Origin of the sequence: Pseudomonas sp. Sample_21 (genome assembly GCF_004307525.1) — a bacterium.
GTDB lineage: Bacteria > Pseudomonadota > Gammaproteobacteria > Pseudomonadales > Pseudomonadaceae > Aquipseudomonas > Aquipseudomonas atacamensis.
In genome coordinates this window covers 1-21,177 of the sequence record NZ_RCNZ01000140.1, presented here as the reverse complement: position 1 = coordinate 21,177, position 21,177 = coordinate 1, and the positions used below count along the sequence as shown (strand labels likewise).

Sequence of the window (21,177 nt, the reverse complement as noted above, 5' to 3'; positions counted from 1 at the left end):
CAAGAGTCGCCCTGGCAGCTTTGTCGGCGGGGATTTGCGAAAACGAATGAATGAAGATGAATCGTCAAGGAAGAGCCCGCAATGCGGACGTGCAGCCGAAGCTGACTTCGGGAAATGCGCTACCTAAACGCGGCCCGGTTAAAGGCCGGCGCGCACTATACCGGATTTCGCCCGAAAAGGGAGCTTTTTTTGTGGCCCTTATCCGTGTGTCACCGCCGTGTAACGGGGTTTTGCGGATAATCGCGCAACGGTCTATTTTGCAAAGGCCCGGCCCTGCGGGCGATGACGCTTAAACGGTTCACCGATCTGCGGCAAAGCGCCGCGCACCCGCCCTTCCTGCTCGAGGATTTAGCCATGAATCAGCCCTGCGCCGGCCGCGTCAGCCGAGAACGTCGTGGTCATGTGCACTTGATCGGCCTCGATCGGGCGGCCAAGCGCAACGCTTTCGATATCGACCTGCTCAACGATCTGAGCCTGGCCTACGGCGAGTTCGAAGCCGACCGCGAAGCGCGGGTCGCCGTGGTGTTCGGCCACGGCGAGCACTTCACCGCCGGGCTCGATCTGGTCAATGCCAGCGCAGCCCTGGCCGAAGGCTGGCAGGTTCCGAGCGGCGGCTGCGATCCCTGGGGCGTTTTCGTCGGCCCACGGGTGAGCAAACCGGTCATCGTCGCCGCGCAGGGTTACTGCCTGACCATCGGCATCGAGCTGATGCTGGCGGCGGACATCAACCTGTGCGCGAGCAATACCCGCTTCGCGCAGATGGAAGTGCAGCGTGGGATCTTTCCGTTTGGCGGCGCGACTTTGCGTTTCCAGCAGATTGCCGGCTGGGGCAATGCGATGCGCTGGTTGCTCACTGGCGATGAGTTCGATGCCCACGATGCGTTGCATCTGGGCTTGGTCCAGGAAGTGATGGCCAGCGAAGATTTGCTGCCCCGCGCGATCGAGCTGGCCGAACGGATTGCCCGGCAGGCACCGCTGGGCGTGCAGGCGACCTTGATGTCAGCGCGACAGGCGCGTTATGAGGGTGAGACAGCGGCGGCGCAGGCGTTACCGGCGCTGGTGAAGAAGTTGCTCGCCACTGAGGATGCCCGGGAGGGGGTGCGATCGTTGGTGGAGCGGCGTCCGGGGATCTTCAAAGGCGCCTGAAGATTCTGCTGCCTGTCAGGGCCTCTTCGCGAGCAGGCTCGCTCCCACAGGGAGAATGCATTTCAAATGTGGGAGCGAGCCTGCTCGCGAAGGGGGCGGTACTGCCGGCTCAGGTCGCCGGGCGAATCGCGTTGATCAACGACTGCAACGAATAACCCAGCTGCGGCGCCAGCGCTTCGGCTCGTTGGGTCAGCGCCTGCATGTCCAGCGCCTGATCGAGATCCGCCGGAACGATCAGAATCACGTTGCCCTCCTTCACCGGCAACTCCCAGTAATGCCGGTGATAGAGCCCGCGCAACAACGCCGCGCCCAGTGGCTTGCCATCGTCGGTGGCCCACTGGTTGATCACCAGCCAGCCGCCCGGATTCAGGCGCTTCTGACAATCGCCGAGAAAACTCCAGGCCAGATGCCCGACACCGGGACCGACATCGGTATAGAGGTCGACGAAAATCAGATCCGCCGGCTCGGCAGTCGGCAGCAATTCCAGCGCATCGCCGACGCGGATGTACAACCGCGGATCGTCATCCAGACCGAGGTACTCGATGGCCAGACGCGGCACGTCCGGGCGCAGTTCGATGGCTTCGACGTCTTCCAGCGGCAGAAACTTCAGGCATGCCTGGGTCAGCGTGCCCGCGCCCAAACCGAGAAACAGCGCGCTCTCCGGCTGCTCGTGGCACAGCGCGCCGATCAGCATCGCGCGGGTGTAGTCGTACTCCAGCCAGCTCGGGTCGGCAGTGAACACGCAGCTCTGCTCGATCGCATCGCCGAACTCGAGAAAGCGGTAATCGGCCACTTCCAGCACGCGAATCACGCCGAACTCATCCTGTACTTCGGCGAGCAGATGCTCGACGCGCTCCTCAGTCATTTCGTCTCCTGATGGTCACCGGGCGCGGTGACGCGATGGCACCGCTGTGGCGCCGTGGCAAAGCGGCGATTGTCGGCGATGGGGCGGGAGCAGGTCACGCACTAATTGCTGCTAACATGGCGCTTCCCTGCGTATGAACTTCGAGACCGTGATGAGCCAACCGTGGAGCCCTGACAGCTGGCGCGCCCTGCCGATCCAGCAACAACCGCAATACCCCGACGCCGCGCACCTGCGCCAGGTCGAGCAGACCCTGGCCAGCTATCCGCCGCTGGTGTTCGCCGGCGAAGCGCGCGAGCTGCGCCGCCAGTTCGCCGAAGTCACCCAGGGTCGCGCGTTTCTGTTGCAGGGCGGCGATTGCGCGGAAAGTTTCGCCGAATTCTCCGCCGCGAAGATCCGCGACACCTTCAAAGTGTTGCTGCAAATGGCAATCGTCATGACCTTCGCCGCTGGCTGCCCGGTGGTCAAGGTCGGGCGCATGGCCGGCCAGTTCGCCAAACCGCGTTCGGCCAACGACGAAACCATCGACGGCGTAACCCTGCCGGCCTACCGTGGCGACATCGTCAACGGCATCGGCTTCGACGAAAAGAGCCGCGTGCCGGATCCGGAGCGTTTGCTGCAGTCCTATCATCAGTCCACAGCGACCTTGAACCTGTTGCGCGCTTTCGCCCAGGGCGGTTTTGCCGACCTGCATCAAGTGCACAAGTGGAACCTGGATTTCATCGCCAACTCGGCGCTGGCCGAGAAGTACAGCCACCTCGCCGACCGCATCGATGAAACCCTCGCGTTCATGCGCGCCTGCGGCATGGACAGCTCGCCGCAACTGCGCGAAACCAGTTTCTTCACTGCCCACGAAGCGCTGCTGCTGAACTACGAAGAAGCCTTCGTACGCCGCGACAGCCTGACCAACGATTACTACGATTGCTCGGCGCACATGCTGTGGATCGGCGACCGCACCCGCCAGCTCGACGGCGCGCATGTCGAATTCCTGCGCGGGGTGAACAACCCGATCGGCGTCAAGGTCGGCCCGAGCATGAACCCTGATGACCTGATCCGCCTGATCGACGTGCTCAACCCGGACAACGATCCGGGCCGCTTGAACCTGATCGCGCGGATGGGCGCGAACAAGGTCGGCGATCATCTGCCGGCACTGATCCGCGCGGTCCAGCGCGAAGGCAAGCAGGTGCTGTGGAGCTCCGACCCGATGCACGGCAACACTATCAAGGCCAGCAGCGGCTACAAGACCCGTGACTTCGCGCAGATCCTTGGCGAGGTGAAGCAGTTCTTCCAGGTGCACGAAGCGGAAGGCAGCTATGCCGGCGGCATTCATATCGAGATGACCGGGCAGAACGTCACCGAGTGCATCGGCGGCGCCCGACCGATTACCGAGGACGGCTTGTCCGACCGTTATCACACCCACTGCGATCCACGGATGAATGCTGACCAGTCGCTGGAATTGGCGTTTTTGATTGCCGAGACCCTGAAGCAAGTTCGCCGTTAGGCAGCGTCGCCCCCGTTCGCGAGCAGGCTCGCTCCCACATTTGCAATGCGTTTCCCTGTGGGAGCGAGCCTGCTCGCGAAAGCGCCGGCTCAGGCAACCTCAATCCGCGCCAATGCCACCCGCAACCGCCCCGCACTCTCGCGCTGACAATTCAACTGCACCCGCTCAAGCCCCAGCCAACCCGCCATCCGCCGCAAATTCAGCGCCAGCGCCAGCATGCCCTCCTCGTCCAGTCCCGATTCTTCCTCATGCACCGCATGCACCGCCAACTGCCCTGCCGCCCGTTCGGCGCGCAGATCAACCCGCGCTGCGATCCGCTCGTTGTGCAAAAACGGCAGCACGTAATAGCCGTAAACCCGCTTGGCCTGCGGTGTGTAGATTTCCAGGCGATAGCGGAAATCGAACAGGCGCTCGGTGCGGCTGCGCTCCCAGATCAGCGAGTCGAACGGCGACAGCAGCGCACTGGCAATGACCTTGCGCGGCACTTTGGGCTCCTGCAGGCAATAGGCGATCTGCCGCCAGTCGGCGACTTCGCACATCTGCAATTGCCCCGCCTCAACCAACTCAGCCAGACGCGGGCGCGCATCCGCAGGGCTCAGGCGAAAGTAATCACGCAGGTCTTTTTCCGTACCAACGCCCAATGCTTGCGCCGCATGCAACAGCAAACCGCGTTGCGCCTCGGCCTCGTCCGGCGTGGGCTGCTGCAGAATCGCTGCCGGAATCACTCGCTCGGGCAAATCGTACAAGCGCTCGAAACCGCGTCGCCCCGCCACTGTGACCTCACCGGCGGCGAACAACCATTCCAGCGCATGTTTCTCGGCACTCCAGTCCCACCATGGCCCGGCCTTGTCTTCGCGGGTCGACAGACTGCCGGCCCCCAGCGCGCCCCGCTCCTCAACCGCAGTCAGCACGCGGCGGATGGTTTCCTGCTGTTCGCGACCAAACTTTGCCAGTTGCTGATAGATGTCTTCGCCACGCTTGGCGCGTTGCATGCGCCAGCCCAGCAACGGGTACATCGACAGCGGTAACAGCGACGCTTCATGGCCCCAGTATTCGAACAGCGTGCGCCGACGCCCCGAACTCCAGGCAGCCTGGTCGAGCAAGTCAGAGGGGTAGGAACCGAGACGGGAAAACAGCGGCAGGTAGTGCGAGCGCACCACGGCATTGACGGAATCGATTTGCAGCAGGCCCAGCCGTTCGATCAGCCGGTTGAGATGACTGGCATTGACGGTCGGCGGCTGGCGCCCGTTGAACCCTTGGGCAGCCAGCGCCAGACGTCGCGCCTGTTTGAGGGAAAAGGACACTGTCGCGGGCATTTATTCCTCCATGTCTGCTCGCAACCTACCTCACCTGAAAGGGGTTTGTGTAGCGATAGCCTCATCATTTATGCATCGGGTCGTCCCAGAACGGCCGCACGGTTTCGTGTTCGACATCGGCGCGGCTGATGCCGATGTCCTTCAGCGCCTCATCGCTCAGACCGGCGAGCATTTCCCGTTCACGATGCAGCTCATACCAACGGCTGAATTTGTGCAGCAGATCGGACACGATATGGCCATGGCCGGACAGCTGTTCTTGGCTTGCATACTCTCTTTGACCTTTCATCGCCTTGCCTCCTTTTGTGGATGGCTCAAGTCTCGCGCCAGCGCTAAGATCAATCCAACGAATGTTTCTGATGGCATGCATCACGGAGATTCATCAATTGTCCGCCTACCCCAGTATCGATACCGATGTCCTGCGCACCTTCGTCGCGATTGCCGATCAGGGCGGTTTCACCCGTGCCGGCGAGATGGTCAACCGCACCCAGTCGGCGGTGAGCATGCAGATGAAACGTCTGGAAGAAGACGTGTTGCAGCGCCAGCTGTTCGAGCGCGATGGCCGTCAGGTGCGGCTTACGGCTGAAGGCCAAGTGCTGCTCGGTTATGCGCGGCGCATCCTCAAACTGCACAGTGAAGTGTTCAACACGCTGCGCGAGCCGCACATGGTCGGCACCGTGCGCATCGGCACGCCGGATGATTACGTGATGCGTTTTCTGCCGGGGATCCTGTCGCGGTTCGCGCAGTTCTATCCGCTGATCCAGATCGAAGTGCATTGCGAGTCGAGCAAGCAGTTGCTGCAACGCACTGATCTGGATTTGTCGATCGTCACCCGTGAGCCGGGCAACGAGATCGGCCAGTTGCTGCGCAAGGAGCGCTTTGTCTGGGCCGAGGCGCAGAACTTCAGCGCCCATGAACAGACGCCGCTACCCCTGGCGATGTTCAACAGTGATTGTTTCTGCCGCTTGTGGGCGTGCAATGCGCTAGACGCGATGGGCCGCGATTACCGCATCGCCTACAACAGCAGCAGCCTGTCGGCGCTGATGGCCGTGGTCAGCGCAGGGCTGGCGATCACCGCGCAACTGGAGAGTCTGATCACCCCGGACATGCGCATCCTTGGCGCCGCCGAAGATCTGCCGCTGTTGCCCGAGGCGAGCATCATGCTGATCCGCAATCTGAACAACCCGTCGCCGATCACCGAGTGCCTGGCCGAACACATTGTCGATGGCTTCAAACTTTAAACGCGAGCATCACCGCACACAGCACCAGAAAGCCGCAGAACAGCCCACGCAGAATTTTTTCCGGCATGGCGTGGGCAACTTTCACGCCCCAACTGATGCTGAGCAGACCTCCGACCGCCAGAGGCAAGCCGATCGTCCAATCGACCTCGTGGTGCACCGCATAGGTCACCAGGGTTACGCCAGTGCTCGGCAGGGCCAGCGCCAGCGACAATCCCTGAGCGACCACTTGGCTGGTGCCGAACAGGCTGGTCAACACTGGCGTGGCCACCACCGCGCCGCCGACGCCGAACAGACCGCCCATGGTCCCCGAGGCGGCGCCGAGCACGCCCAGCCACGGCCACGAATAGCGCATCTCGGCAGTCGGCGCTGGTCGCGGACCGAACATCTTCAACAGGTTGTAGGCCGACAGCGCCACCAGAAAGGCGACAAATCCGATACGCATGGTCTGCGCATCAATGCCCACCGCCCAGATCGAGCCGAGCCAGGCAAAGCAGAAACCCATCACCGCCAGCGGCAGCGCATGGCGCAATTCGATGCGATTGCGCTGGTGATAACGCCACAGCGCCAGCATCACGTTCGGTACCACCATCACCAGTGCCGTGCCCTGGGCGATTTGCTGATCAAGCCCAAACCACACGCCAAGCAACGGAATCGCAATCAAGCCACCGCCAATGCCAAAGATCCCGCCCAATGTGCCCAGGGCGGCGCCGAACAGCAGGTACAACAGAAAATCCATCACAACGGTAATCCTCTAACGACAGGCGGCCAATGCTACGCACTCGCGCCTAGCGGGGAAACGCATAGCAGCGCACAATGGCTATGCCGATTTTGCACAAGCGTGGTTTCCATGAATCCCAACCAATTGACCGATCAGCTCGGCCTGTTTCTCGATGTGCTGGAGAGTGGCAGCTTTTCTGCCGCTTCGCGCCGCCATCCGCTGACACCTTCCGCCGTAGCCCGGCGCATCGATAGCCTGGAAAGTGCCGTCGGCAGTCAGCTGTTCGTGCGCAGCACCCATGCCGTGCTTCCGACTTCGGCCGGCCTGGCCTTTGCCGAGCGGGCGCGACGGATCATCGCCGAGTTGCAGCTGGCGCGGGCCGAAGCGGTGTCGTTGAGCAGTGCACCGGAAGGCCTGATCCGCATCGATGCGCCAGCAGCCTTCGGGCGGCGGCATCTGGCGCCGGTGATTGCCGATTTTCTCCTGCTGTATCCGGGGTTGGATGTGCAGATGCATCTGATCGACAGCTTCAGCGACATGGCCGGCAGCAGCCTGGGCAAGGTCGATCTGGTGCTGCGTACCGGCCAGTTGGCTGACTCGCGCCTGGTCGCCACGCCATTGGCGAGCATGGTCCGCGTCGCCTGCGCCAGCCCTGACTATCTCAAGCAGCGCGGCGTGCCCGAGCACCCGGCGCAGTTGAGTGAACACGACGGGCTCGACTGGGAGGGCCTTGCGCCGCCGTTTGCCTGGAAATTCGAAGTGGACGGGCAAATGCAATTGCACCGGCCATCGCGGGTGCGGCTGAGTGCCAACAATGCCGAGGCCCTGGTGTGTGGCGCGGCGGCGGGTCTGGGCGTCGCACACTTGCCGACCTGGCTGGCCAGCGAATACTTGCTGCGTGGCGAACTGGTGCCACTGTTCTGCGAAAACGGCCTGCCGCCGCCGGAGTCCACCGGTATTTACGCGCTGCGCATGGAACAGCAGGTCCATTCGCGCAGTCGGTTGTTGCTGGAATACCTGAAAACCCGCTTCAGCCCGGTGCCGCCGTGGGATCTGGCGCTGCAACGGCAATTCGCCCGGCACTGACGCCGGACATATTTATCTGGCGCCTTAAAGATTCGAGCGCTAGATTAAAAAACGATCAACGATCAAGGCTTTGACATGACTTGCGAACGCGACAACTGCGACGACCTTCTGCTCGACAATCAGGCGTGCTTCGCCCTGCATTCGACCTCGCTGATGATGACCAAGGTCTACAAGCCGCTGTTGCAGGCGCTGGGCCTGACCTATCCGCAATATCTGGCGATGATGGTGTTGTGGGAGAAGGACGGCTTGACTGTCGGAGAAATCAGCGCACGCCTGCTGACCGATCCGGGATCGCTGACGCCATTGCTCAAGCGTCTGGAAGCCGAAGGCCTGCTCAGCCGCACCCGCAGTCGGGAAGATGAGCGGGTGGTGATTGTCGAACTGACCGCGGCGGGCCGCGCCTTGCGCGACAAGGCGCAGACCGTGCCGCAGTGCATTCTTGGCGCCAGTGGCTTCACCCTTGAACGTCTGCAGAAATTGCAGGCCGAGCTGCAAGCGCTGCGCGGACATCTGCAAGACAGCCTGAATTAAGCCCCGCTACATTCCCCTGTGGGAGCGAGCCTGCTCGCGAAAGCGTCCGATCAGACAGCGAGTCGTTGAATGTTCCACCGCCTTCGCGAGCAGGCTCGCTCCCACACTGATTTTCAGCGCCAATAAAAATATTTTTCCCGCCTGCATTCCCTCGTCAAGCGCTCTAAAGCAAGCCTTACCCGCCCCTTCCACGCTATGCCCTTGAGCAAAACGCGATCTTTATTAAAAATTTATCTTGCGCACTAAACATTAGCGCTATACATTCTCTTCACACCTACTTAGCGCGCAAACAATTAGCGCGCAAAACCACAACCAATGAGGCTCACACCATGCAAACTCTCTACACCGCAATCGCAACTTCCACTGGCGGCCGTGACGGTCGTGCGATCTCCAGCGACAACGTACTCGACGTCAAACTGGCCACCCCGAAAGAACTCGGCGGTGCTGGCGGTGCGGCGACCAACCCTGAGCAACTGTTCGCTGCCGGTTACTCGGCCTGCTTCATCGGCGCACTGAAATTCGTCGCCAGCCAGACCAAGCGCAAGATTCCTGACGACGCGTCAATCACCGCGCATGTCGGCATCGGTCAGATTCCTGGCGGTTTCGGTCTGGACATTGATTTGCACATCAGCCTGCCGGGCCTGGAACAAGCCGATGCGCAGTCGCTGGTCGACGCCGCTCACCAGGTCTGCCCGTACTCCAACGCCACCCGTGGCAACGTCGATGTGCGTCTGCACGTGACTGTGTAATCACTCAAGCCCCCGGCCCGAACAAGGAAAAATGAACATGAACACCTTCAGCAAAGTCTTGACCGGTACCCTTCTCGCCCTGTCGGTACACAGCGCTTTCGCCGGTGATGTCGAACAAAACACCCAGGCATTCCTCGATGCGCTGAATTCAGGCAGCGGCAAGCCGATCGAGCAGCTGTCACCCAAGGATGCCCGCGCCGTGCTGGTCGGCGCGCAGTCCGGGGTCAAGTTGACGTTGCCCAAAGCCGATGTCAGCGAGAAGACCATCCAGGTCGATGGCCAACCGCTGAGCCTGACCATCGTCCGGCCGGCCGGGGTCAAGGGTGAGCTGCCGGTGTTCATGTTCTTCCACGGCGGCGGCTGGGTGCTGGGGGACTTCCCGACTCACGAACGTCTGGTGCGCGATCTCGTGGTCGGTTCGGGGGCGGCGGCGGTGTTCGTCAATTACACCCCTTCGCCGGAAGCGCATTACCCGGTGGCGATCAACCAGGCCTACGCTGCGACCAAGTGGGTGGCGGAACATGGCAAAGAGATCAATGTCGACGGCAAGCGCCTGGCCGTGGCCGGCAACAGCGTCGGCGGCAACATGGCCGCAGTGGTTGCGCTGATGGCCAAGGACAAGGGCACTCCGGCGATCAAATTCCAGGTGCTGCTGTGGCCGGTGACCGATGCCAACTTCGACACCGGTTCGTACAACCAGTACGCCGAAGGGCACTTCCTCACCCGCAACATGATGAAGTGGTTCTGGGACAACTACACCACCGACGCCAAGCAGCGCAACGAGATCTACGCCTCACCGCTGCGCGCCACCACCGCACAGCTCAAAGGCCTGCCGCCTGCACTGGTGCAGACTGCCAGCGCCGACGTGTTGCGTGATGAAGGCGAAGCCTATGCGCGCAAACTCGACGAAGCCGGGGTTCCGGTAACATCGGTGCGCTACAACGGCATGATCCACGACTACGGTTTGCTCAACGTGGTCAGCCAGGTACCGGCGGTGCGTTCGGCGATGTTGCAGGCTTCTGAAGCGCTGAAGCAACACTTGAAGTAATCACCGTCCCATTGTGGGAGCGAGTGTTTCTTACAGGCACAAAAAAACCCGACTCAATGGTCGGGTTTTTTCTTTCCGCAAAAAGCAGTGCTTATTTCGCACGGCCTTTGTAGGAACCGCCTTCGCGGGTATCGATCTCGATCATGTCGCCGATTTCGATGAAGTCGGCAACCGACAGCTCGGTACCGTTCTTCAGTTTGGCAGGCTTCATCACCTTGCCGGAAGTGTCACCGCGAGCGGAGCCTTCGGTGTAGTCAACCTGACGCACGATGGTGGTCGGCAGTTCTACGGAAACCAGACGCTCTTCGAAGAACACGGCTTCGCAAACGTCGGTCATGCCTTCTTCAACGAAAGGCAGAACGCTTTCGATATCTTCGGCGTTCAGCTCGTACATGGTGTAGTCAGTGGTGTCCATGAACGTGTAGGTGTCACCGCTGATGAACGACAGGGTGGCTTCTTTACGATCCAGGATCACGTCGTCCAGTTTGTCGTCCGCACCGTAAACGGTTTCGGTCTTGTAACCGGTCAGCAGGTTCTTCAGCTTGGTCTTCATGATCGCGCTGTTACGGCCCGACTTGGTGAATTCAGCTTTCTGAACCAGCCAAGGATCGTTGTCGATACGGATCACGGTACCGGGTTTGAGTTCTTTACCAGTTTTCATTGCGAATATCCGAATTTGGATGGGATTTACAAAAATCTAGGCCGCGTATCATATCCAATTTACATAAAACTGTACCAGCGCCGTGGCAAGATCCGCCTGCAAGGCCTGTTCCAGACACCATGCTTCGGCGTTCTCCTCGAGTTCCGGCCAATGATTTCGCACCGCCAGCCAGTGCTCGCCGATCGGTTGCCCGGCGCTCCATGCTCGCCACAGACCGTTCATCGCCTGCGCCGCAGCGGGTGAAAGGCCGTGAGTGTAGAGCGCGAGGAAAGCGTCGAGCTTGTCCAGATGGATGTCATCGTCCTGCTGATAGATGTGCCAGAGCATCGGCCGCCCCGCCCATTGCGCGCGAACGAATGAGTCTTCACCGCGCACCGCGTTGAAATCGCAGCACCAGAGCAGATGGTCGTATTGGTCCTGACGGACGAACGGCAGCACTTGCACGGTGAGCGAATCGCGCACGTGAATCGCGCCGACCATCAAGGTTTCAACGCCCAGCCAGCGCGCCACATCGCCGATAATTCGCCCTTCCGGCACCAGCAGGTGAGTCGGCCGTGCATCGGCCGCCAACACGTCCAGCCAACTGGCCAGCCCGGGGTTTTCATAAGCAAACAGCGAGATCAGTTGCGCGTCCGGAGCAGGATCGATACCCAAGGCTTGCAGGAAATGTCGCTGGGCCGGCCGATCCTGCTGAAACTGCCGACGCTGTTCGAGCAGTCCGCGTTCGCGCAGCAGGCCACCGGTGCCCGGCTTGAAGCCCGGAAAGAAGAAGAACTTCTGCACCGTTTTGTATTTTACCGACGGCAAGCCGTGGCAGCCGGTGACCCAGTCTTCGGCGCTGAGATAATCGAGGTTGAGCCACAGCGGTGGCGTTTCCCGTGCGGCCATGCTGTCCATGTAATCAGTGGGCAGTTGGCAGGCGAAGGCGGCGATGACTACGTCGGCCGCCTCGGCGTGCAGCCATTCGCTCGGCCACTGATGCACCTCGACGCCCTGCTGCCACTGCTGCACAACATCGACATCGATCTCAGGACAGAGGCGCTCGAACGCGCGCAGATCATCCACCCACAGGCGCACCGGCAAGGCATGCTCGGCCACCAGCTGCCGGGCCAGGCGCCAGGTTACGCCGATGTCACCGAAGTTATCGACCACGGTGCAGAAAATGTCCCAGCGGGGTTTCGCTTCAGGCATGCCGTTCTCCCGTTGGCAAAAAACCTCGATTGTCCGCATAAATGCGCTCGCGCAGAAGAGCCGACGGCGATTAATCTTCGTGCGACAATCGCCGCTTGCCCGCAACCATCCGCCAGGAGGCCGCCATGCCCTACCGTCCCAATCCCCGTCGTCCCTTGCCTGTTCAGCTTAGCGCGCTGCATCTGACCGGCAGCATTGCGCTGGGCCTGTGGCTGGGGTTCCTGGCGATTGCGCTGACCTGCTGGCTGCTTTCGCGCTTTATCTTTCCCGAGCAACTGGCCCCTGTCGCGCAAGCGGTGCAGCAGCGCGTCAATCCCCAGGCTGTGGCGCCCGTGCAGGTTCAGCCGGACATTCCACCGCAAAGTCCGCTGTTCCAACAGTACGAAGAAAACCTGCGCAAGAATGAACAGCAGGCCCGACTGGATCAGGCGCGCGCCAATTCGCGTAATGCGTCGAACCCGAAATGCCAGTTCTGGCTGCAGCAGGACCAGACCGCGCCGACCGAAAAGAGCCGCGCCAACGTTTTGCAATTCTGCGATTGATCATGAACAAACACAGCGTCCACCAGTTGATTCTCGACAAGCTGCGCATCGACCTCGACATCGCCGAGCGCGCCGCGCAAACCGCTTACGAAACCGCGACCCACGAAGAAAACATCGCCGAAAACAAGTACGACACGCTGGGGCTGGAGGCGTCGTATCTGGCGGCGGGTCAGGCGAAGCGGGTTGAGGAAATCCGTCAGTCACTGGCGCTGTGTCAGAACCTGACGTTGCGTGCCTACGATGAAAATCGCGGCATTGAAGTCGGCGCCCTGCTCGGTCTGGAGGACGAAAAGGGTCGCGAGCAATGGCTGTTTCTGGCGCCGGATGCGGCGGGGCTGAAAGTCGACGTGGTCGGTCAGCCGATCACCGTCATCACCCCGCGCTCGCCGCTTGGCAAAAGCCTGCTGGGCAAGTTCGCGGGCGATGAGGTGGAGATTCTGGTGGCGGGCACCCGGCAACAGTTTGCTGTCACCGAGGTGCTCTGAAGCGGGTGTTTAGTGAACGGGCAGTTCGACGCCGTCGAACAGCTCTTCGAGCTCTTGCTTGTTGTGGCACTGAATGGCCTTGGCCATGACTTCGCGGGTCAGGTGCGGGGCGAATTTCTCGATGAAGTCGCACATGAAGCCACGCAGGAAGGTGCCACGACGGAAACCGATCTTGGTGATGCTCGACTCGAACAGCTCGCTGGCATCCAGTACCACCAGGTCGTTATCGAGTTTGGTATCGACCGCCATTTTAGCCACGATGCCTACGCCCAGGCCCAGGCGCACGTAGGTTTTGATCACGTCGGCGTCAGCAGCAGTGAACACCACTTTCGGCGTCAGGCCACGATGGCTGAAGGCTTCGTCGAGCTTGGAACGGCCGGTGAAACCGAACACGTAAGTGACGATCGGATATTCGGCCAGCGCTTCGAGGGTCAGCTTCGGCAGCTTGGTCAGCGGGTGGCCATGGGGTACGACCACGCAGCGGTTCCAGCGGTAGCACGGCATCATCACCAGATCACCGAACAGCTCCAGCGCTTCAGTGGCAATGGCGAAATCGACGGTGCCGTCAGCGGCCATTTCGGCGATCTGCATCGGCGAGCCCTGATGCATGTGCAGGGCCACGTCCGGGTATTGCTTGATGAAATTGCTGATCACCGGCGGCAGCGCATAACGCGCCTGGGTGTGGGTGGTGGCGATCGACAGGGTGCCCTTCTTCTCGTTGGAGAATTCCTGGGCAATCTGCTTGATGCTTTCGACTTTGCGCAGGATCTCGCCAGCGGTGGTGATGATGCGCTCGCCGGCCGGGGTGACGCGGGTCAGGTGCTTGCCGCTGCGGGCGAAGACTTCGACGCCCAGCTCGTCTTCCAGCAGGCGGATCTGCTTACTGATGCCCGGTTGCGAGGTGTACAGGCTTTGAGCGGTAGCGGAAACGTTGAGGTCGTGGTGCGCCACTTCCCAGATGTAGCGCAGTTGTTGAAGCTTCATATCAATCCCTCAAAGCAGGTAGACGCCACGGGCATCAGCGACGGTATATAACTATATTAATGGTTCGAAGAATAAATCTAGAACTTTTTTATCAAAACGCCATTATTCCTGCTTCAGCGATCCTCACGCCGCCGGCGCTCCATCAGCGGCACCAGATAGACCGGCACCTTGGCCAGTTGCAGGACCCGCGCCGCCGTGCGCCCCAACGGCGTTTCCGCACCGACACCATGGCTGTGACTGCCGACGATCAGCAGATCGACCGAGAGCTTGTGCACCTGGTCGAGAATCACCTGCGACGGGTCGCCCTGCAGCACGCGCACCGCGCGAATGCGCTGCAGATCCTGTTCGCCGTCGTCCCCCAGTTCTTCACGAAAGCTGTCGAGCACCCGTTGTTCGATATTGGCGATGACTGTTTTCAGACCCTGACTATGGAATTCGTTCAATGCCTGTTCGTCGAGATAGCTTTGCAGCACCGACTCGGCAAACAGGCCCATGGGTTCCACCGCGTGTACTACATACAGATCGGCATTGAAGGTGCGCGCCAAGGCCAGGGCATGCTGCATCACGAACGGTGCGTACAGACCGAGGTCGGTGGCATACAGCATTGAGCGAATCATGGGACCTCCTCGCGAGCCAACGATGGCGGAGATTGATTCAGCTTAGCAGTGCCTTGGCGAGTACGACGTGCGACGCAACGTCCTGAATGAAAAGGCTCTAGATCGGCGGTTCGTTGCTGATGCCGTGGGGCACGTGGCCGGTGGCGACCACTTCGCGAGCCAGTTCGCAATGACCGGTCTGGTCATCGAAGAACACGTCGGCGGCGAAGGCTTCGAGGAACGCCGATTTGGTCAGGCCACCGAGAAACAGCGACTCATCGAGACGAATATCCCATTCCCGCAAGGTGCGGATCACCCGCTCATGGGCCGGCGCCGAACGCGCAGTCACCAGCGCGGTGCGGATCGGGCAATCGTCATCGGGGAACTCGCGCTGCAACAGATTGAGCGCTGCCAGAAAGCCTTTGAACGGCCCACCACGCAATGGCTCGCGTGCCGATTCGCGTTCCTTGGCCTGAAACGCTTCCAGGCCGCCGGACTGATAGACGCGCTCGGACTCGTCGGAAAAGATCACCGCGTCACCGTCAAAGGCGATACGTAATTCATCACTGGCCGCACGGCTCGCGCCACCGGACAGAATCGTTGCCGCAGCGAACCCGGCGTCCAGCGCTGCACGCACGTCTTCGGCGTGGGTCGAGAGAAACAGGTCGCAGCCAAACGCTTTCAGATACGGATACGGACTGCGCCCGCCGACAAACGCCGCACGAGAAATCGCCAGGCTGTAATGATGAATCGAATTGAACACGCGCAGACCGGTGTCGGCGCTGTTACGGGAAACCAGAATCACCTCGACCCGCGCGCGGCCGAGGCGACTGTTCAGGCTCAGGAGTTTTTCCACCAGCGGGAACGCATCGCCCGGCGCGAGGATTTCGTCTTCGTGCTCGATCTGATATTGCCGATAGGCTTCGACTCCGCTCGACAGGTAGACCTTGTGGCTTTCGCTCAGGTCGAACAAGGCGCGCGAGGAAATCGCCAGCACCAGTTTGTCATCGATGTTATTGGCCATGCCTTCCCCCAGAACAACCGACTCAGGTATTGCGTCGGTCGATAAAACCCAAATGGCGATACAGCGTCTCAATGCGCGGCAACTCGCAGCCCGCCGCTTTCGCCGCCGCCAGTGGCCGGGCGTAAATCGCCTCCAGCTCCAGCGGGCGTTTGTGTGCAAAGTCGTGGTACATGCTCGGCCAGTAATCGGGCATTTTTTCCGTCATGGTGAACAGGTACTCGGCATAGCCGGGCGGGATCTCGTATCCACAGGCCCGGGCGCCCTGTACCACTTCCGCCATCAACGCCTGAATCGACAGGCGGCTGTCGGCATCGGCCATCAGCGCTTGCGTTCCCGCGCCGAGCAATACTGAAAGTCCGTTATAGGGAATATTCCACACCAGTTTCTGCCAGCGCGCCTGATGCAGGTTGGCCATCGCCTGCGAGTCGATGCCGGCGGCACGGAACAGTCCGGCGCCCTCCTCGACGATCGCCATGCGCGCTACTTCATCAATGGCCGAGCCGCTGTGATAACCGACATTCACCGCGCCAAGGGCCTGATGGGTGATCTGCCCCGGCCCTTCGCGGTGCACGCAGATCAGGCACAGACCACCGAGCAGATGCAGCGAATCCGGCAACAGTGGTCGCAGGCTGTCTTCGACATCCAGACCGTTCTGCAGCAACAGCACTTTTGCGTCAGGTTTGGCGGCCTGAATGATCGCCGGCGCAAGACCGGCGTTGCTGGTGGTCTTGGCGCCGACCAGCAGCCAGTCACAGGGCGGCATGTCTTCGGCAGCGGAATAGGCATTGGCCGGATTCAGCGTCAACGGCCCGTGCACCGCACTGTTGATCTGCAAACCGCGCTCAGCCACTGCGGAAAATTCGCTGCGTAACAAAAAGTGCACGTCAAACCCGGCACGCGCCAGCATCACCCCGTAAAACCCACCGATCGCACCGGTGCCAATAATGCCTATCACCGGTTTGCTGACTGTCTCGCTCATGGCAACTCCTCTGCAATTCGACCCAGCGCCTGTGCCACTGCCTGGTTGAGCTCGGCAACCGTCAGGCGGCTGTGCACTGCGCCAAAGAACTCGCCGTCGCGCACCACAAACAGCGCCGGCAAATGAAACACCTGATAACGCTCGGCCAGGCCGCCGTTGTTGCCGGCGTCGATCCAGCACAGCCGATCGATCGCCAGCGGCAATCCCGGCAACACCTCGCGGGCATAACGACAACTGGCACAGCCGACGCTGGTGAAGATCACCAGAGAAACCCCGCGCATCGCCAGCAGCCGCTGGTCGGCGTCGAAGTCGGTCAGCTCGGATTCGACCACTATACTGGGGGAAACAATGTCAGATGGCCGACACAGGGAGTCTGTGCTCATGGGACGTTTCATTCCTCATCCGGACGAAGTGCCGGTTGAATTGACGTTACTCAAGCCTGAATGCATTTCCAGACAACAGCTGCACACTATCAGCCTCGGCGGCATCGCTTGCAATTACCACCGCGCCTGGCGCCACGGCACTGCACTGCGAGTACGCATGCCGACGCTGAATGCCGACTTCTGTTATCCGGGCTATGTGGCTTGGTGTCTGCGGCGTAAAAAAGGCTATCTGGTGGGCATCGCCTTCACTGACGAACAGACCCTGTTCAGCGCGCGAATGGGTGAGCAGGTGTGTCAGATCGAACGCTATTCGCGCATGCAGGATAGCCACGACGATCTGCAGGATAGTCAGGCGCTGGCCCTGCAATGGGTCGAGGAGCACGCCGAAGAGTTCTCCCACGACAACCTGCGCAAGGCTTTTGCGCAGCCAGCGCTGGACTAAAGCATGGTTTGCCCATTGTCGAGCCGCCTCTGACGCGCTAAGGTTCGGCTCCCCCGACGCGCTAAATCTGCTGTGCTCCGCCGCGCGGGGATCGCTGGCGGCCGGCACCCGTGACCTGACGAGTAAACGATGGCTGATTTACCGATCAACGACCTAAACGTCGCCTCTAACGAGACCCTGATCACTCCCGATCAGCTCAAGCGTGATATCCCCCTGAGCGACGCCGCCCTGCGCACCGTCACCAAGGGCCGCGAAGTCATTCGCAACATTCTCGATGGCACCGACCACCGTCTGTTCGTCGTGATCGGCCCGTGCTCGATTCACGACATCAAGGCGGCCCACGAATACGCCGATCGACTCAAGGTGCTCGCCGAGGAAGTCTCCGACACCCTGTATCTGGTCATGCGTGTGTATTTCGAGAAGCCGCGTACCACCGTCGGCTGGAAAGGTCTGATCAACGATCCGTATCTGGACGACTCGTTCAAGATCCAGGACGGTCTGCACATCGGTCGTCAGTTGCTGCTCGACCTGGCCGAGAAAGGCCTGCCGACCGCGACCGAAGCCCTCGACCCGATCTCCCCGCAGTACCTGCAGGATCTGATCAGCTGGTCGGCCATCGGCGCGCGTACCACCGAATCGCAGACTCACCGCGAAATGGCTTCCGGCCTGTCCTCGGCCGTCGGCTTCAAGAACGGCACCGATGGCGGCCTGACCGTGGCGATCAACGCCTTGCAGTCGGTGTCCAGCCCGCACCGTTTCCTCGGCATCAACCAGGAAGGTGGCGTGTCGATCGTCACCACCAAAGGCAACGCCTACGGTCACGTGGTGCTGCGCGGCGGTAATGGCAAGCCGAACTATGATTCGGTCAGCGTGGCCCTGTGCGAGCAGGCGCTGAACAAGGCGAAGATCAAGCCGAACATCATGGTCGATTGCAGCCACGCCAACTCCAACAAGGACCCGGCCCTGCAACCGCTGGTGATGGAAAACGTCGCCAACCAGATCCTCGAAGGCAACCAGTCGATCATCGGCCTGATGGTCGAAAGCCACCTGAATTGGGGCTGCCAGGCAATCCCGAAAGACCTCGCCGACCTGCAATACGGCGTGTCGATCACTGATGCCTGCATCGATTGGTCCGCCACCGAAAACACCTTGCGCAGCATGCACGCCAAGCTCAAGGACGTATTGCCGAAGCGTCAGCGCACGTAAGCACGGTTTTACGGGTATAAAAAAACGCCGGACATTGTCCGGCGTTTCTGTGTGTGCGATTCAGATCTTCGCGGCGCGACGCTGATGGCGTTCCATGTAGCGCTCGACGTAGGAGCACGACGGGATCACCGTGTAGCCCATTTCTTCGGCGTATTGCAGCGCGCGTTCAGTCAGCGCTGCGGCAATGCCACGGCCGCGCAGGGCATTGGGCACGAAGGTGCGGTAGATATCCAGGGTCTGCTTGCCCAGATCCATGTAGGTCAGGTAAGCACGATGACCGTCCACAGTGGTCTCGAATTGATGACCAGCCTGGTCATGGTGGATGGACAACGCCTCGCTCATCACTACTCCTCGCGGGTCTTGAATTGTGACCCCTACCTTACCGATGTTTTTCCGGCGAAGGAACATCTACGCCACCCCGTGCCTGATGGACACTGAGAAGAGCCACACCGATCTCGCGCAATCTGACACCTGCTGAATAGTAGGCACCATTGGCGAAAATGCTCAAGGTACGCTCGTCATCGGATGGTTTGCGTGCATTGGCATCGATGGTCGCAGGTTCGGCCGCAAGACAATCTTTGCGTGCCGTTTGCCTGAACATTGCCGGAATGTTGAGACTTAAGACGTGCAACCTTTTTTAAAGTCACCTGTACATCAACAAAGATACGCGAAGCGCTTCGCAGAACCTGAACAAAAGTGTGGACGAATTCATTTAGAAAGACTTTAGCCGAAGTCGCAAAAACAGCGCACGAGGGCGGGAACTTTTTCCGTTTGAGTCGCTCACGCCGGGGCTTGCAGCTGGATATTTTTTATACAGCGCAGTTAAAAGTTGCTCGAAAAAGAATCAACGCCTACAATTTTTTTTGCTTCTTGCGCTACGTCAGTTTACTTACTACAAGTAATGGGTAGTATGTACGCCGGCTATTTCCTCAATCGTGAGGAGACAGCCACTTAATTTGAAAGTCCTTGAAGGGGAACACGATGAACAACGTTCTGAAATTCTCTGCTCTGGCTCTGGCCGCAGTTCTGGCTACCGGTTGCAGCAGCGCATCGAAAGAAACCGAAGCACGTCTGACCGCTACTGAAGACGCAGCTGCTCGCTCCCAGGCTCGTGCAGACGAAGCTTACCGTAAAGCTGATGAAGCTCTGGCTGCTGCTCAAAAAGCACAACAGACTGCTGACGAAGCTAACGAGCGTGCTCTGCGCATGCTGGAAAAAGCTAGCCGCAAGTAATAATCCCTCGGGATTGTTATCGAGCCGATCCGGTTTTCCGGGTCGGCTTTTTTGTGCCCGGTGCTTTTCTCCGGGCAATAAAAAACCCGCCGACGCTGCACGCATCGGCGGGTTTTTAATCAGCTCTTATTGCTGCAGATCGATCGGTGCACTGCTCACCATTGGCGCCGAGGTATTCGGCACGGCGATTTCTACCGGCAGGCCGTCTTCGGCGGCGACCACATCACGCACCACATCCCAGTTCATGCGCAAATTGCTGGTGATGTCTTCACGCTTGAGCATCGCGTTGATTACCGCGGTGTGCTTGTCGACCACCGACGGGTTGCCCTTGTCGTCGAGCGGCGTGTGCGCTTCCAGATAGACCTTGCCGCCACTGCGACCGAACTTGTACGGGTCGTTGATGATGCGCACCGAGGTGCCGACCGGGACCATGCCGGCCATTTCCAGCACGTTGTTGTTGAACATGCGGAAGCAGCCGTGGCTGGTGCGCATGCCGATGCCGAACTTCTTGTTCGAACCGTGGATCAGGTAGCCCGGCGTGCCGAGGGTGAACTTGAACGGCCCCAGCGGGTTATCAGGACCGGCCGGCACCACGTTCGGCAGCGGATCACCGTCAGCGGCGTGCTCGGCCTTGATCGAAGCCGGAGGCGTCCACGTCGGGTTCGGTGTCTTGGCGATGATCGAGGTGTGCGCGATCGGCGAGCCCCAGCCTTCGCGGCCGATACCCAGCGGGAACGTGTACACCACGTCGCGTCCTTTCGGGTAGTAATAGAGACGGTATTCGGCGAGGTTGATGACGATACCTTCACGCGGGCCCGGCGGCAGGATGAAACGGGTCGGCAGGACAATCTCGGTGCCAGCGCCCGGCAGCCAGGCATCGATGCCCGGGTTGGCCGCAACCATTTCCGAATAGCCCAGATCGTAGGTGGTGCCAAGGTCGGCGAAGGTGTCTTCGTACTTGGCTTTGATCACCTGTACCTGACCGACGATGTCTTCGCCGGGTGGTGGCAGGGGAAGCTCCAATGCAGCAACGGGACCGGCCACACACAGGGCGGCAAGTGACAGGCAGCGGGTGACGGCAGGAAAGCGCGGCAACATCCGGAAAATCCTTCGCATGATCATCAAGGGTATAAGGGCGCGATTGTACACCGCGGCCTGGGGATTCGGGAGACACGCCGATAGACCGTGTCGCGCCCTGAAAGATCGCAGCCTCGTTGCACTCGTCAGCTCCTACATTTGCAACGCATTCCCTGTAG

At 60.5% G+C, this 21,177-nt stretch carries 25 protein-coding genes; 12 read left to right on the top strand and 13 right to left on the bottom strand.

What is annotated here, in order from left to right; translation table 11 throughout:
• Nucleotides 1-354: 354 nt before the first annotated feature.
• Complete coding sequence (locus tag D8U71_RS27460) at nucleotides 355-1,146, top strand: crotonase/enoyl-CoA hydratase family protein (protein ID WP_024013767.1); 792 nt, start codon at nucleotides 355-357, stop codon at nucleotides 1,144-1,146.
• Between the two features lie 109 nt (nucleotides 1,147-1,255).
• On the opposite strand, the gene D8U71_RS27455 is transcribed toward D8U71_RS27460, so the two are convergent.
• The gene (locus D8U71_RS27455) at nucleotides 1,256-2,011 is read right to left on the bottom strand and encodes a spermidine synthase (RefSeq protein ID WP_024013768.1); all 756 of its coding nucleotides are present in this window, start codon (nucleotides 2,009-2,011) and stop codon (nucleotides 1,256-1,258) included.
• Nucleotides 2,012-2,162: 151 nt separating this feature from the next.
• Here D8U71_RS27455 and D8U71_RS27450 point away from each other — a divergent pair, with 151 nt between their 5' ends.
• Nucleotides 2,163-3,509, top strand: a complete 1,347-nt coding sequence (locus D8U71_RS27450) for a 3-deoxy-7-phosphoheptulonate synthase class II (RefSeq protein WP_003226774.1) — start codon at nucleotides 2,163-2,165, stop codon at nucleotides 3,507-3,509.
• Between the two features lie 89 nt (nucleotides 3,510-3,598).
• Here D8U71_RS27450 and D8U71_RS27445 read toward each other — a convergent pair whose 3' ends face one another.
• Both D8U71_RS27445 and D8U71_RS27440 read right to left on the bottom strand, forming a co-directional pair.
• A complete protein-coding gene (locus D8U71_RS27445; RefSeq protein ID WP_130889155.1) occupies nucleotides 3,599-4,825 on the bottom strand; it encodes a winged helix-turn-helix domain-containing protein in 1,227 nt (408 codons plus the stop codon).
• A gap of 64 nt (nucleotides 4,826-4,889) precedes the next feature.
• Nucleotides 4,890-5,111, bottom strand: coding sequence for a DUF1127 domain-containing protein (locus D8U71_RS27440; protein ID WP_016770864.1), 222 nt, complete (start codon nucleotides 5,109-5,111; stop codon nucleotides 4,890-4,892).
• Between the two features lie 97 nt (nucleotides 5,112-5,208).
• Between D8U71_RS27440 and D8U71_RS27435 the strand changes: the two genes are divergently transcribed.
• On the top strand, nucleotides 5,209-6,063 hold the full coding sequence (locus D8U71_RS27435) for a LysR substrate-binding domain-containing protein (protein WP_177434947.1): 855 nt from the start codon (nucleotides 5,209-5,211) through the stop codon (nucleotides 6,061-6,063).
• Here the strand turns inward: D8U71_RS27435 and D8U71_RS27430 are convergent.
• Nucleotides 6,053-6,802 carry a sulfite exporter TauE/SafE family protein gene (locus tag D8U71_RS27430; RefSeq protein WP_130889153.1) on the bottom strand — a complete coding sequence of 250 codons (750 nt, stop codon included), beginning with the start codon at nucleotides 6,800-6,802 and terminating at the stop codon, nucleotides 6,053-6,055. The genes D8U71_RS27435 and D8U71_RS27430 overlap by 11 nt on opposite strands.
• A gap of 108 nt (nucleotides 6,803-6,910) precedes the next feature.
• Here D8U71_RS27430 and D8U71_RS27425 point away from each other — a divergent pair, with 108 nt between their 5' ends.
• From D8U71_RS27425 to D8U71_RS27410, 4 genes are all read left to right on the top strand, one after another.
• Nucleotides 6,911-7,867 carry a LysR family transcriptional regulator gene (locus D8U71_RS27425; RefSeq protein ID WP_122746655.1) on the top strand — a complete coding sequence of 319 codons (957 nt, stop codon included), beginning with the start codon at nucleotides 6,911-6,913 and terminating at the stop codon, nucleotides 7,865-7,867.
• 75 nt (nucleotides 7,868-7,942) lie between these two features.
• Nucleotides 7,943-8,398: a MarR family transcriptional regulator gene (locus tag D8U71_RS27420; protein WP_073472431.1), complete on the top strand. Its 456-nt coding sequence runs from the start codon at nucleotides 7,943-7,945 to the stop codon at nucleotides 8,396-8,398.
• Nucleotides 8,399-8,727: 329 nt separating this feature from the next.
• Nucleotides 8,728-9,147, top strand: coding sequence for an organic hydroperoxide resistance protein (locus tag D8U71_RS27415; protein WP_007940002.1), 420 nt, complete (start codon nucleotides 8,728-8,730; stop codon nucleotides 9,145-9,147).
• 37 nt (nucleotides 9,148-9,184) lie between these two features.
• Nucleotides 9,185-10,195 carry an alpha/beta hydrolase gene (locus D8U71_RS27410; RefSeq protein WP_130889152.1) on the top strand — a complete coding sequence of 337 codons (1,011 nt, stop codon included), beginning with the start codon at nucleotides 9,185-9,187 and terminating at the stop codon, nucleotides 10,193-10,195.
• A 91-nt stretch (nucleotides 10,196-10,286) separates the two neighbouring features.
• Here the strand turns inward: D8U71_RS27410 and D8U71_RS27405 are convergent, their stop codons facing one another.
• Together D8U71_RS27405 and earP are read right to left on the bottom strand one after the other, a co-directional pair.
• The gene (locus D8U71_RS27405) at nucleotides 10,287-10,856 is read right to left on the bottom strand and encodes an elongation factor P (RefSeq protein ID WP_003226785.1); all 570 of its coding nucleotides are present in this window, start codon (nucleotides 10,854-10,856) and stop codon (nucleotides 10,287-10,289) included.
• 48 nt (nucleotides 10,857-10,904) lie between these two features.
• Complete coding sequence (gene earP, locus D8U71_RS27400) at nucleotides 10,905-12,047, bottom strand: elongation factor P maturation arginine rhamnosyltransferase EarP (protein ID WP_130889151.1); 1,143 nt, start codon at nucleotides 12,045-12,047, stop codon at nucleotides 10,905-10,907.
• Nucleotides 12,048-12,172: 125 nt separating this feature from the next.
• Between earP and D8U71_RS27395 the strand changes: the two genes are divergently transcribed.
• Nucleotides 12,173-12,589, top strand: a complete 417-nt coding sequence (locus D8U71_RS27395; protein WP_071173125.1) for a hypothetical protein — start codon at nucleotides 12,173-12,175, stop codon at nucleotides 12,587-12,589.
• Between the two features lie 2 nt (nucleotides 12,590-12,591).
• On the top strand, nucleotides 12,592-13,074 hold the full coding sequence (locus tag D8U71_RS27390; protein ID WP_024013776.1) for a GreA/GreB family elongation factor: 483 nt from the start codon (nucleotides 12,592-12,594) through the stop codon (nucleotides 13,072-13,074).
• A gap of 9 nt (nucleotides 13,075-13,083) precedes the next feature.
• Here the strand turns inward: D8U71_RS27390 and cysB are convergent, their stop codons facing one another.
• From cysB to D8U71_RS27365, 5 genes are all read right to left on the bottom strand, one after another.
• Nucleotides 13,084-14,058 (bottom strand): HTH-type transcriptional regulator CysB, encoded by a 975-nt coding sequence (gene cysB / locus D8U71_RS27385; protein ID WP_016770873.1) that lies wholly within the window; start codon nucleotides 14,056-14,058, stop codon nucleotides 13,084-13,086.
• Nucleotides 14,059-14,171: 113 nt separating this feature from the next.
• Nucleotides 14,172-14,675 (bottom strand): universal stress protein, encoded by a 504-nt coding sequence (locus D8U71_RS27380; protein ID WP_016770874.1) that lies wholly within the window; start codon nucleotides 14,673-14,675, stop codon nucleotides 14,172-14,174.
• Nucleotides 14,676-14,772: 97 nt separating this feature from the next.
• Complete coding sequence (locus D8U71_RS27375) at nucleotides 14,773-15,678, bottom strand: 5'-nucleotidase (RefSeq protein WP_130889150.1); 906 nt, start codon at nucleotides 15,676-15,678, stop codon at nucleotides 14,773-14,775.
• Nucleotides 15,679-15,700: 22 nt separating this feature from the next.
• Entirely contained in the window at nucleotides 15,701-16,657 is a 957-nt protein-coding gene (locus D8U71_RS27370; RefSeq protein WP_130889149.1) for a putative 2-dehydropantoate 2-reductase, read from the bottom strand.
• A complete protein-coding gene (locus D8U71_RS27365) occupies nucleotides 16,654-17,040 on the bottom strand; it encodes a thioredoxin family protein (RefSeq protein ID WP_130889148.1) in 387 nt (128 codons plus the stop codon). Before D8U71_RS27365 ends, D8U71_RS27370 begins: the two co-directional genes overlap by 4 nt.
• Here D8U71_RS27365 and D8U71_RS27360 point away from each other — a divergent pair.
• A complete protein-coding gene (locus D8U71_RS27360) occupies nucleotides 17,039-17,482 on the top strand; it encodes a PilZ domain-containing protein (RefSeq protein ID WP_130889147.1) in 444 nt (147 codons plus the stop codon). The two genes, D8U71_RS27365 and D8U71_RS27360, sit on opposite strands and share 2 nt — an antisense overlap.
• A gap of 129 nt (nucleotides 17,483-17,611) precedes the next feature.
• Complete coding sequence (locus D8U71_RS27355; protein ID WP_016770878.1) at nucleotides 17,612-18,688, top strand: 3-deoxy-7-phosphoheptulonate synthase; 1,077 nt, start codon at nucleotides 17,612-17,614, stop codon at nucleotides 18,686-18,688.
• Nucleotides 18,689-18,748: 60 nt separating this feature from the next.
• Here D8U71_RS27355 and D8U71_RS27350 read toward each other — a convergent pair whose 3' ends face one another.
• Complete coding sequence (locus tag D8U71_RS27350; protein ID WP_016770879.1) at nucleotides 18,749-19,030, bottom strand: GNAT family N-acetyltransferase; 282 nt, start codon at nucleotides 19,028-19,030, stop codon at nucleotides 18,749-18,751.
• Between the two features lie 639 nt (nucleotides 19,031-19,669).
• Between D8U71_RS27350 and oprI the strand changes: the two genes are divergently transcribed.
• Nucleotides 19,670-19,921: an outer membrane lipoprotei OprI gene (oprI, locus tag D8U71_RS27345; RefSeq protein ID WP_003183784.1), complete on the top strand. Its 252-nt coding sequence runs from the start codon at nucleotides 19,670-19,672 to the stop codon at nucleotides 19,919-19,921.
• Between the two features lie 126 nt (nucleotides 19,922-20,047).
• Here the strand turns inward: oprI and D8U71_RS27340 are convergent, their stop codons facing one another.
• The gene (locus tag D8U71_RS27340; protein WP_024013783.1) at nucleotides 20,048-21,019 is read right to left on the bottom strand and encodes a L,D-transpeptidase family protein; all 972 of its coding nucleotides are present in this window, start codon (nucleotides 21,017-21,019) and stop codon (nucleotides 20,048-20,050) included.
• Nucleotides 21,020-21,177 lie beyond the last annotated feature (158 nt).

What these genes read in the sequence shown, in the direction of transcription:
- D8U71_RS27390 (WP_024013776.1), top strand. Translation starts at nt 12,592, where the DNA reads ATGAACAAACACAGCGTCCACCAGTTGATTCTCGACAAGCTGCGCATC.
- D8U71_RS27425 (WP_122746655.1), top strand. Translation starts at nt 6,911, where the DNA reads ATGAATCCCAACCAATTGACCGATCAGCTCGGCCTGTTTCTCGATGTG.
- D8U71_RS27440 (WP_016770864.1), bottom strand. Translation starts at nt 5,111, where the DNA reads ATGAAAGGTCAAAGAGAGTATGCAAGCCAAGAACAGCTGTCCGGCCAT.
- D8U71_RS27380 (WP_016770874.1), bottom strand. Translation starts at nt 14,675, where the DNA reads ATGATTCGCTCAATGCTGTATGCCACCGACCTCGGTCTGTACGCACCG.
- D8U71_RS27395 (WP_071173125.1), top strand. Translation starts at nt 12,173, where the DNA reads ATGCCCTACCGTCCCAATCCCCGTCGTCCCTTGCCTGTTCAGCTTAGC.
- D8U71_RS27450 (WP_003226774.1), top strand. Translation starts at nt 2,163, where the DNA reads ATGAGCCAACCGTGGAGCCCTGACAGCTGGCGCGCCCTGCCGATCCAG.
- D8U71_RS27375 (WP_130889150.1), bottom strand. Translation starts at nt 15,678, where the DNA reads ATGGCCAATAACATCGATGACAAACTGGTGCTGGCGATTTCCTCGCGC.
- D8U71_RS27350 (WP_016770879.1), bottom strand. Translation starts at nt 19,030, where the DNA reads ATGAGCGAGGCGTTGTCCATCCACCATGACCAGGCTGGTCATCAATTC.
- D8U71_RS27355 (WP_016770878.1), top strand. Translation starts at nt 17,612, where the DNA reads ATGGCTGATTTACCGATCAACGACCTAAACGTCGCCTCTAACGAGACC.
- D8U71_RS27455 (WP_024013768.1), bottom strand. Translation starts at nt 2,011, where the DNA reads ATGACTGAGGAGCGCGTCGAGCATCTGCTCGCCGAAGTACAGGATGAG.
- D8U71_RS27365 (WP_130889148.1), bottom strand. Translation starts at nt 17,040, where the DNA reads ATGAGCACAGACTCCCTGTGTCGGCCATCTGACATTGTTTCCCCCAGT.
- D8U71_RS27340 (WP_024013783.1), bottom strand. Translation starts at nt 21,019, where the DNA reads ATGTTGCCGCGCTTTCCTGCCGTCACCCGCTGCCTGTCACTTGCCGCC.
- D8U71_RS27370 (WP_130889149.1), bottom strand. Translation starts at nt 16,657, where the DNA reads ATGAGCGAGACAGTCAGCAAACCGGTGATAGGCATTATTGGCACCGGT.
- D8U71_RS27420 (WP_073472431.1), top strand. Translation starts at nt 7,943, where the DNA reads ATGACTTGCGAACGCGACAACTGCGACGACCTTCTGCTCGACAATCAG.
- oprI (WP_003183784.1), top strand. Translation starts at nt 19,670, where the DNA reads ATGAACAACGTTCTGAAATTCTCTGCTCTGGCTCTGGCCGCAGTTCTG.
- D8U71_RS27445 (WP_130889155.1), bottom strand. Translation starts at nt 4,825, where the DNA reads ATGCCCGCGACAGTGTCCTTTTCCCTCAAACAGGCGCGACGTCTGGCG.
- D8U71_RS27460 (WP_024013767.1), top strand. Translation starts at nt 355, where the DNA reads ATGAATCAGCCCTGCGCCGGCCGCGTCAGCCGAGAACGTCGTGGTCAT.
- D8U71_RS27360 (WP_130889147.1), top strand. Translation starts at nt 17,039, where the DNA reads ATGGGACGTTTCATTCCTCATCCGGACGAAGTGCCGGTTGAATTGACG.
- cysB (WP_016770873.1), bottom strand. Translation starts at nt 14,058, where the DNA reads ATGAAGCTTCAACAACTGCGCTACATCTGGGAAGTGGCGCACCACGAC.
- D8U71_RS27410 (WP_130889152.1), top strand. Translation starts at nt 9,185, where the DNA reads ATGAACACCTTCAGCAAAGTCTTGACCGGTACCCTTCTCGCCCTGTCG.
- D8U71_RS27415 (WP_007940002.1), top strand. Translation starts at nt 8,728, where the DNA reads ATGCAAACTCTCTACACCGCAATCGCAACTTCCACTGGCGGCCGTGAC.
- D8U71_RS27405 (WP_003226785.1), bottom strand. Translation starts at nt 10,856, where the DNA reads ATGAAAACTGGTAAAGAACTCAAACCCGGTACCGTGATCCGTATCGAC.
- earP (WP_130889151.1), bottom strand. Translation starts at nt 12,047, where the DNA reads ATGCCTGAAGCGAAACCCCGCTGGGACATTTTCTGCACCGTGGTCGAT.